This window comes from Candidatus Methylomirabilota bacterium, from assembly GCA_036002485.1.
Taxonomy (GTDB): Bacteria; Methylomirabilota; Methylomirabilia; order Rokubacteriales; family CSP1-6; genus AR37.
The window spans coordinates 1-8,816 of the sequence record DASYTI010000213.1 but is presented as its reverse complement, the minus strand read 5'-3'; the positions used below and the strand labels follow the sequence as shown (position 1 = coordinate 8,816).

At 66.9% G+C, this 8,816-nt stretch carries 5 protein-coding genes; 4 read left to right on the top strand and 1 reads right to left on the bottom strand.

Annotated elements, in window-relative coordinates:
• Positions 1 to 246 (bottom strand): hypothetical protein (locus VGT00_18990; protein HEV8533516.1); only part of this gene is annotated, 246 nt, incomplete at its 3' end.
• Between VGT00_18990 and VGT00_18985 the strand changes: the two genes are divergently transcribed.
• From VGT00_18985 to VGT00_18970, 4 genes are all read left to right on the top strand, one after another.
• Positions 145 to 5,841, top strand: coding sequence for a GAF domain-containing protein (locus VGT00_18985; GenBank protein HEV8533515.1), 5,697 nt, complete (start codon positions 145 to 147; stop codon positions 5,839 to 5,841). The genes VGT00_18990 and VGT00_18985 overlap by 102 nt on opposite strands.
• Positions 5,842 to 6,219 carry a response regulator gene (locus tag VGT00_18980; GenBank protein HEV8533514.1) on the top strand — a complete coding sequence of 126 codons (378 nt, stop codon included), beginning with the start codon at positions 5,842 to 5,844 and terminating at the stop codon, positions 6,217 to 6,219. It abuts the gene before it with no gap.
• Positions 6,216 to 7,772 carry a response regulator gene (locus VGT00_18975; protein ID HEV8533513.1) on the top strand — a complete coding sequence of 519 codons (1,557 nt, stop codon included), beginning with the start codon at positions 6,216 to 6,218 and terminating at the stop codon, positions 7,770 to 7,772. Before VGT00_18980 ends, VGT00_18975 begins: the two co-directional genes overlap by 4 nt.
• Positions 7,773 to 8,142: 370 nt before the next feature.
• On the top strand, positions 8,143 to 8,816 hold a 674-nt coding region (locus VGT00_18970), incomplete at its 3' end, for an ABC transporter substrate-binding protein (protein HEV8533512.1).

Sequence of the window (8,816 nt, the reverse complement as noted above, 5' to 3'; positions counted from 1 at the left end):
ATCGAGAACGTGCGGTTGTTCAAGGAGCTGGAGGCGCGGAATCACGAGCTGAGCGAGGCGCTCGAGCAGCAGACCGCAACAGCCGAGATCCTCCGCGCGATCTCCGGCTCGCCAACCGATATCCGGCCAGTCCTCGAGACGGTCGTGCGCGCTGCCGCCCGGTTCTGCGGCGCACCGGATGTGGCGATCCTCCGCCTCGATCACGACGTGCTCCGTGGCGTGGCGGCGGTCGGTCCGTTCGGACACGAGATGACGCTCCGTCTCGGAAGCCTTGAGGCGCTCGAGCTTCCGCTGACGAAGGGCTCTGTGTCGGGGCGGGCCGTCTTGGAATGTCGCAGCGTCCATGTCGGCGATCTCGCGGCCGAGCCCGAAGACGAATTCCCGGTGGGGCGCGAGCTCCAGCGCCGGTTCGGGCACCGCACGACCCTCGCCACGCCGCTGCTCCGCGAGGGTGTGCCGCTCGGCGCCATCGTCCTATTCCGGACGGAGGTTCAGCCGTTCTCGGACAAACAGCTCGAGCTACTCAAGATTTTTGCCGACCAGGCCGTGATCGCCATCGAGAATGTGCGCTTGTTCAGCGAGCTGCAAACACGCAACGCCGACCTGACCGAGGCGCTGGAGCAGCAGACGGCGACGAGCGAGATCCTGCGCGCCATCTCGAGCTCGCCCACCGACGTCCAGCCAGTGTTCGACGCCATCGTCGCGAGCGCCGCCCGATTGTGCGAGGCCACATTCAGCGCGGTGGCGCGGTTCGACAACGGGCTGCTCCACCTCGCGGCAATCAACAACATGTCACCGGGCGAGACCGAGGCCTATCACAGCCTGTTCCCGCGATTGCCGCACCGAGGGTTCATCGTAGGTCGCGCCTTTCTCGACGGCCGGCCGGTGCATGTCGACGATGTCCTGATCGACCCCGACTATGACCCGCGGACGCTAGAGGTCTTGCAGCGCGGGGCGCCATATCGGACGTACTTGGGGATTCCGATCATTCGGAACGGAGCGCCGATAGGAGCGATCGGATGCGGGCGCCGCGAAGTGAGACCTTTCACGCAGAGGCAGATCGAGCTCGTGCAGACCTTCGCGGACCAGGCTGTGATCGCCATCGAGAACGTGCGGCTCTTCACCGAGCTGGAGGCGCGGAACAGTGAGCTGAGGGTCGCCCTCGAGCAGCAGACGGCCACCAGCGAGCTGCTCAAGGTGATCGGGCGGTCCACCTTCGATCTGCAGCCGGTGTTCGAGACGCTCGCGGAGAACGCGGTCAGGCTCTGTGAGGCAGCGCAAGGGGCTATCTGGCGCTTCGATGGTGAGCATCTGCGCGTCGCGGTCCTTTACAACAACACTCCGGAGCTCGAAGCTTACGTCAGAGACATTTCCGTCGCACCCGGGCGTGGCAGTGCGGCCGGACGCGCAGCCCTGGAGCGTCGTACCATCCACATCGAAGATGCCTTGAGCGATCCCGAGTACACATTTGGTGTGCGCCAACTGGTCGATCCCCTTCGAACCGTGTTGGCGATTCCAATGGTCAGGGCGGGAGAGCTACTCGGCGTGATCACTATCCACAGACATGAGGTGCGGCCGTTTGGCGACAGCCAGATCTCGCTGATGGAGACCTTCGCCGACCAGGCGGCCATCGCCATCGAGAACGCGCGGCTGCTCACCGAGCTGCAGACCAAGAACGCCGACCTCACCGAGGCCCTGGAGCAGCAGACGGCGACGAGCGAGATCCTGCGCGTCATCAGCCGTTCGCCGACCAACGTCCAGCCGGTCTTCGACGCGATTGCCGAGAGCGCCGCGCGACTGTGCGACGGGTTCTTCGGGTTCGTCACCCGGTTCGATGGCACGCTCATCCACTTTGCCGCGCATCACAACATGGGGCCAAGCGCGCTCGAAGAGATTCGCCGATCGTACCCGATGGCGGCCGATCGGGAGTCGATCAATGGGCTGGCGCTCGTCGATCGCCGCGTGGTCCACGTGCGGGAGGTGGACAGCGATCCCGACGTTCCCGGCCGCGGACGCGAGCTCGCCAGGATATTCGGCTTCAAGACCGTTGTGGCGGTCCCCATGCTCCGCGAGGGACACGCGATCGGCGCGATCTCGGTCGGCCGAGGCGAGGCGAAGGCGTTCAGCGACAGCCAGATCGAGCTCCTCAAGACCTTCGCCGACCAGGCCGTCATCGCCATCGAGAACGTCCGCCTATTCACCGAGCTGGAGGCGCGCAACAGTGAGCTGAGGGTCGCCCTCGAGCAGCAGACGGCGACCAGCGAGCTCCTCAAGGTGATCGGGCGCTCCACCTTCGACCTCCAGCCGGTTTTCGAGACGCTGGCCGAGAACGCGGTCAGGCTCTGTGAGGCCGAGCGCGCGTTCATCTATCGCTTCGACGGTCAGCTTCTGCGCGTCGGGGCCACCCACAATACCTCCCCCGAGCTGAGAGCATTCATCGAGGCGAATCCCCCTCGCCCGGGTCGCATGAGCGGCGCGGGGCGTGCCGCCCTCGAGCTTCGAACCGTCCACATTCTCGATGCTCAAGCGGACCACGAATTGACCTACGGGTCCCGAGAGGTGGACCCTATCCGGACCGTGCTCGCGATTCCCATGCTCAGGGCGGGCGAGCTGCTGGGAGTGATCACCATCTACCGGCTCGAGGTTCTACCGTTCACCGACGGTCAGATCGCTCTGATGGAGACCTTCGCCGACCAGGCGGCCATCGCCATCGAGAACGCACGGCTGCTCACCGAGCTGCAGGCCAAGAACGCCGACCTCACCGAGGCCCTGGAGCAGCAGACGGCGACGAGCGAGATCTTGCGAGTCATCTCGAGCTCCCCCACGGACGAGCAGCCCGTCTTCGACGCGATCGTGCAAAGCGCACGCCGGCTGTGCGAGGCCAGCTTCAGCGTCGTCTTTCTCACCGAAGCGGGCCAGCTCACGCTCGCGGCCGTGCAAGGTGTGGACTCGGCGGCCTTGCAGGCGGCGTACCCGCGCCCAATAGACCGCGGCACCACGTCCGGGCGCGCGATCCTGGATCGGAGCATCGTGCACATCGAGGACTCGTGGCTCGACCCCGAGTACACCCATCCCCTACGCGATACCATCGCCCTGCGATCCATCCTCACCGTCCCCATCTTTCGGGAGGGGCTCCCCATCGGCGCCATCAGCGTCTGGCGCGGCGAAGTGAGGCCCTTCACGGACAAGCAGATCGCGCTCCTCCAGACGTTCACCGACCAGGCGGTCATCGCCATCGAGAACGTCCGCCTGTTCAAGGAGCTGGAGGCGCGGAATCACGATCTGACCGAGGCGCTGGAGCAACAGACAGCGACGAGTGAAATCTTGCGCGTCATCAGTCGGTCGCAGACCGATGTCCAGCCCGTCTTCGACACGATCGCAAGGAACGCCCGGAGGCTCTGCAACGCCGATTCCGCGTCTGTTCTGAGGCTCGACGGCCAACTCATTCATCTCGAAGCGGTGGACAATCCGAATGCGGAGAGCACGGAAGCCCTGCGTAGGGCCTATCCGAACCCGGCGAGTTATGGCACAGCCAGTGGACGAGCGATTCTGACGGGACGTGCGGTCCACATCCCCGATGTCCTAGAGGAACCCGAATACGAGTTCGCGGGCTTGCAGGGCGCCGGGCTTCGGAGCGTGCTGGGTGTGCCCATGCTGCGCGGTGGAACCGCGATCGGAGCCATCACCGTCCATACGTGGGCGACAGCACGGCCGTTTACGGACCAGCAGATCGAACTGCTGAAGACCTTCGCGGATCAGGCCGTGATCGCGGTCGAGAACGTGCGGCTGTTCACCGAGCTCGAGGCGCGGACGCATGAGCTCACCCGCTCGGTGGACCAGCTCACGGCGCTCGGCGAGGTGGGGCAGGCCGTCAGCTCGACGCTCGATCTGGACGCGGTACTCTCGACAATCGTGACCCGAGCCACCCAGCTCGCAGGCACGGATGGGGGCGCCATCTACGAGTACGACGAGACGGCGGGCGAGTTCCTGCTGCGGGCCGAGAAGGGCATGGACGAGGAGCTGGTGGAGGCCCGCCGCGCTTCGCGCATCCTCAAGGGCGAGGGCGCCGTGGGTCAGCTCGCCGAGACCCGTGAGCCGATCCAGATCGCCGACATCACGGCTGAAGGCGCCTATCACGGACGGCTGAAGGATGTCCTGCTGCGCGCGGGCGTCCGCTCGCTGCTGGCAATCCCGCTGCTGCGGGAGAACCGGATCATCGGCGGCCTCGTGGTGAACCGGAAAACCCCGGGGGCCTTCGCCCCGGAGATCGTAGACCTCCTGAAGACCTTCGCGACCCAGTCGGCCCTGGCCATCCAGAATGCGCGGCTGTTCCGCGAGCTGGAGGCGGTGAGCCGCCACAAGTCCGAGTTCCTCGCCAACATGTCGCACGAGCTGCGCACGCCGCTCAACGCCATCATCGGCTATAGCGAGATGCTGGAAGAGGAAGCCCAGGACCTCGGCCAGGAGGCCTTCGTGCCCGACCTCGCGAAGATCAACACCGCGGGCAAGCACCTGCTCGAGCTGATCAACTCCGTCCTCGATCTCTCGAAGATCGAGGCGGGCAAGATGGACCTCTATCTCGAGACCTTCGCCGTGGCCGACACCATCCGCGACATCGCCGCCGTCATCCAGCCGCTGGCGGAGAAGAACCGGAACAGGCTGGACGTCCGCTGCGCGCCCGATGCGGGGAGCATGTACGCCGACCTGACCAAGCTCCGTCAGGCCCTGTTCAATCTCCTGAGCAATGCGTGCAAGTTCACCGAAGAGGGCGTGGTCGGGCTGACCGTCTCGCGCGAAGCCGTGGATGGCACGGACCGGCTCGTGTTCGCCGTGAGCGACACGGGGATCGGGATGACCCCCGAGCAGATGGACCGGCTCTTCCAGGAGTTCTCCCAGGCCGACGCGTCGGTGACGCGGCGCTACGGCGGCACGGGGCTCGGGCTCGCGCTGAGCCGGCGCCTGGCCCGCATGATGGGCGGCGACATCACGGTGGAGAGCGAGGCCGGGAGGGGAAGCACGTTCACCATGCACGTACCGGCCACCGTGGCCAAGGCCGGGGCCGAGCCCACGCTCACGGTCGCACCGGCGACCGGCGCCGAGACGGTGCTCGTGATCGATGATGACCCTGCGGTGCGGGATCTTGTCCAGCGCTTTCTGACCAAGGAAGGCTTCCGCGTGGCCGTGGCGTCCAGCGGGGAGGAAGGGCTTCGGTTGGCGAAGGAGCTGCGCCCGGACGCGATCACCCTTGACGTGATCATGCCGGGACTCGATGGGTGGGCGGTGCTGTCCAGGCTCAAGGCGGATGCTGACCTCGCGGAGATTCCCGTCATCATGCTGACCCTGGTGGACGACCGGAACCTCGGCTATACCCTGGGGGCCACGGAGTACCTGACCAAGCCCCTCGACCGGGAGCGGCTCCTGGCCGCGCTGAGGAAACACCGACAGGACTTGCCCGTGCTGGTGGTCGATGACGACCCAGCCATCCGGGAGCTGCTCCGCCGGCAGCTGGAGGGCGACGGCTACCGAGTGGCGGAGGCCGAGAACGGCCGCGTCGCCCTCGAGCGGCTCCGCGACGGCGCGCCCGGCCTGATCGTGCTGGACCTGATGATGCCCGAGATGGACGGCTTCGAGTTCATGGAGGAGATCCGTCGCCAGGAGAGCTGGAATAGTATCCCCGTCATCGTGCTCACCTCCAAGGACGTCACGGCCGAGGATCAGCAGCGGCTCAATGGCGGCGTCGAGCGCGTGATCCAGAAGGGCGCGTACACCCGCGAATCGCTGCTGGGTGAAGTCCGGCGGCTCGTCATGGCCTCCGTGGCGCGTCGGAAGGCAGCCCGCTAGGTGCCCAAGATCCTCCTGGTCGAGGACAACGAGATGAACCGCGACATGCTCTCGCGGCGTCTCGAGCGCCGGGGCTATCAGGTCGTCATCGCGGTGGACGGCGCCGAGGGTGTCCGGATGGCGCAGGCGGAGGTGCCGGCGCTGATCCTCATGGACATGAGCCTGCCCGTGCTGGACGGCTGGGAGGCGACGCGGCAAATCAAGGCGGCGCCCGCGACGGGCGCCATCCCCATCATCGCCCTGACCGCCCATGCCATGTCGGGCGACCGCGAGAAGGCCATCGAGGCCGGCTGCGACGACTTCGACACCAAGCCCGTGGATCTGCCGAGACTGCTCGCGAAGATCGACGCGCTCCTGGGCGGGGCCGCCGCTCCGTGACCGGCGAGAGCTCCGAGCGCGCCCGGCTTCGCCACGAGCTGCGCACCCCGCTCAACCACATCATCGGCTATGGCGAGATGCTGCTCGAAGACGCCGAGGCTGCCTCGCGGCGCGAGCTGGCGGGCCCGCTCCGCCAGATGCTGGAGGACGCCCGTCATCTCCTCGCGCGCGTCAACGAGTTCCTGGCCCCGTCGGGCGTGGATGCCGATCTGGCCGACCTGGGCGCGGCCCGCGGCGCCCTTGTCCCCACCCTCGACCGGATCGTGACGGGCGTGAAGGAGATGGAGGGGCGCGCCGGATCAGACACAGATCTCTCGCAAGACCTTCGTCGGATCGCCACCGCGGCCGGCCAGCTGCGCGCGCTCATCGACGGCCCCGCGAGACCTCGGCAGGTTGCCGCCGCACCGGCCACCTCGGGCGGATCGCGCCCGGCGGATCGCGGGCGCATTCTCGTGGTGGACGATGACGAAGGGAATCGCGACGTGCTCGCGCGACGGCTTTCGCGTGAGGGTTATGCGGTCAGTGTGGCCGCCGACGGGAGTGCCGCGCTGGCGGCCCTCGCCACCGCCCCGGTGGACCTCGTCCTGCTGGATGTCATGATGCCGAGCATGGACGGCTACGAGGTGCTGACACGGCTCAAGGCACAGCCAGCGCTGCGGAGCATTCCCGTCCTGATGATCTCCGCCCTCGACGAGATCGCGAGCGTGGTCCGCTGCATCGAGCTGGGCGCGGAGGACTACCTATCCAAGCCCTTCGACCCGGTGCTGCTCCGCGCGCGGATCGGCGCCTGTCTCGAGAAGAAGCGCCTGCACGATCAGGAAGCGACCCTGCGCCGCGAGCTGGAAGCGTGGAACCGGACGCTGGAGGAGCGAGTCAGCGAGCAGGTTGCGCTGGTCGAGCGGCTGGGACGGCTCAAGCGGTTCTTCTCGCCGCAGCTCGCCGAGCTGATCGTGGCCGGCGGCGCCGAGGACCCGCTAAAGACCCACCGGCGCGAGGTGATCGTGGTGTTTCTCGACCTGCGCGGCTTCACCTCCTTCGCGGAGTCGGCCGAGCCCGAGGAGGTCATGGGCGTGCTCCGCGAGTACCACCACGAGATGGGCCAGCTCATCCTGGAGCACGAAGGCACGCTCGAGCGCTTCACCGGGGACGGCATGATGATCTTCTTCAACGACCCCGTCGAGGTGCCGAATCCGGCCGAGCGCGCGCTTCGGATGGCGGTGGCCATGCGGGACCGTGTGACCGGCCTCGCCGCGGGCTGGCGCAAGCGCGGGTGGGACCTCGGGCTGGGCGTGGGCATCGCGCAGGGGTACGCGACCATCGGCGCCATCGGCTTCGAAGGTCGATGGGACTACGGGGCCATCGGTACGGTGACCAACCTCGCCGCGCGGCTTTGCAGCGAAGCCAAGGGCGGGCAGATTCTCATCTCCTCCCGCGTGGCCTCGGCCGTGGAGAAGCTGATCGAGGCCGAAGAGATCGGCCCCATCGCCCTCAAGGGCCTCGCGCGGCCCGTTCCAACCTGGAGCGTCCTCGGTCTCAGCGGCGCGTCGTCATGAGCGCCTCTCGTCCGGATTATGCGCGAACCTCCCCCTCACCCTGCCCTCTCCCCCAATGGGGGAGAGGGATGAAAAAATGCTGAGAGTCTGCGCTCGGGATCCCTTTCCCCCTTTTGAGGGAGAGGGATGACAAGAGCCTCGTCGCGCTGCCCTCTCCCCCTTGAGGGAGAGAGATGAGAACAGCCCCGTCGGACTTCTCTGATCCCTCTCCCCCATCGGGGGAGAGGGTAGGGTGAGGGGGCAGTGCCATTGACATCTCGTCTCCGGCGGTGATACAAGCCGGCTAATCTTCGTCGAAGGAGGGCAACCCGACCGCCGATTCCCCGTCCCGCCGTACCACCGTGAGCTTCGCATCGGAGAGGAGAATGCCATGCGAAGAATGACCCGTCGTCGCTTCCTTGCCACAACATCCGCCGTCGGGGCCACCGCGCTGCTGGGCCGCGCGCCGGCCTTCGCGCAGAAGCGCGAGGTGACTTTGCTCAGCAACAATCACTTCGTCCCCGCCGCGGACGACGAGCTCCGACGGCAGGCCGAGCTATTCAGCAAGCAGGCGGGGGTCACCGTCAAGGTCGACACCATCCAGGGCCTCCAGCTTCCGGCCAAGCGGGCCGCGGAGGCCCAGAGCCAGTCCGGCCATGACCTCGTCATCCTCAGTCACGCCGATCCGTTCCTGTTCGAGAGCAGTCTCATCGACGTGGGCCCGCTCGTCGACACCCTCGGCAAGAAATACGGCGGCTGGTACCCCTTCGGCGCCGAGTGCGCGCTGACGGGCTCGGGATGGAAAGCCGTCCCGTGGTACTGGGTCGCCTTTCCCGCCACCTACAACATGGCGCACTACAAGAAGGCGGGGTTCGAGTACCCGAAGACCTGGGACGAGCTCCTGAAGCAGGCCAAGGTGCTCAAGAAGCAGGGCAACCCTGTGGGCATCGCCATCAGCCACTGCGGCGACTCCAACACGACCCTCTGGGCCGTGCTCTGGTCCTATGGCGCCAAGGTGCTCGAGGCGGACGGCAAGACCCCCGCCCTCGTCTCCGATAAGACCGC